Source organism: Synechococcus sp. H55.2, assembly GCF_047462495.1.
GTDB lineage: Bacteria > Cyanobacteriota > Cyanobacteriia > Thermostichales > Thermostichaceae > Thermostichus.
On the sequence record NZ_JANSJH010000201.1, the window covers coordinates 1 to 1,010 of the forward strand.

The window sequence follows — 1,010 nt, forward strand, 5'->3', positions numbered from 1 at the left end:
GCTCGTCGAAGCCCGAGGCAAAAGAAAGACTGTCCGTCAACAAAAAGCCACCTGCTGAGATCACTTCCAGGTTGCGAAGATTGAGATCTGCGTTTGCACTGCAGTTGAAGGAAATCAAAGAAGTAGCAAACAGACGAGCTGCTTCCTCTCGATTAGCAGTTTGGGCAAGAAAGGGTAAATTCGCTTTTCTCAAAAGTTGAGCCAGTCGACAGCGTCTAGGATGAAGGGTAGTTTTGAAAAAAAGGGATCTCGATGGCATGCTAATGGAGTTCAACTGTCCTACGAACACAACTCTGCTTTCTCTCGTTGCCGACCAATCGTGAGTGACAGTGCGCATCGAGATCAAGGGCAGCCACGCTAAATCTCTGGCTCCCGCTGCAGAAAACCAGTGGAGGTGCTGGCGAGTGTAGGCAGTAGCTACATAATCAAAGCCTTCAGTAGCCCAGTAGGTCAAAAGGTAAGTGACAGGGAACTCATGATGATGGGTGTCTCCAGCCAGCAGGACAGTTGGGCAGCCGAACTTCTTGGTGTTGAAAGGGTTGCTATGCTCGATGCTAGCAGTCCAAACTATGACTAGATCAAACTCTTTATCTTCGATTTGATCTGTTCGCTGTACGAACTCGTAGAGGTCATAATCTCTCTGAGGGCACTCAATCAAGCCTTTAGGAATGCTACAAAAATTGAAGCCCCACCCTTTCGCTCTTCCTTCTGGACACAAGGTCACTTGTCGATTTGAGAAAACAGGAGGCGGAATGTAATCTGCCCCAGTTGGCCAGCTTAGGAGAATATAGGGCTCTAGGGATTCAGTCTTGCTATGCTCCATGGCTCGTTCTTCCACTTTGGTCAGCTCCTTTTCTGAGCGCAGCCCTACTCAGATAACAGAGACAGCCATAGCTGCCTTGAAAAATCTCCCCCTGCCAGATCATGTGAGACGGATCCAGCATCTGGTCAATCTGCTTGCGGTCTTGCTCCGAGCCAAACTCCACATAGATAACCTTGATGCCCTTGAG

Annotated in this window: 1 protein-coding gene and 1 pseudogene; both read right to left on the bottom strand. The window is 48.9% G+C overall.

Features of this window, described 5'->3' with window-relative positions:
* Positions 1 to 823 (bottom strand): annotated as a pseudogene (locus tag NW844_RS12905) (glycosyl transferase family 1); the annotation flags it as partial.
* Positions 813 to 1,010 (bottom strand): hypothetical protein (locus NW844_RS12910; protein WP_414336227.1); only part of this gene is annotated, 198 nt, incomplete at its 5' end. The pseudogene NW844_RS12905 and the gene NW844_RS12910, both read right to left, overlap by 11 nt.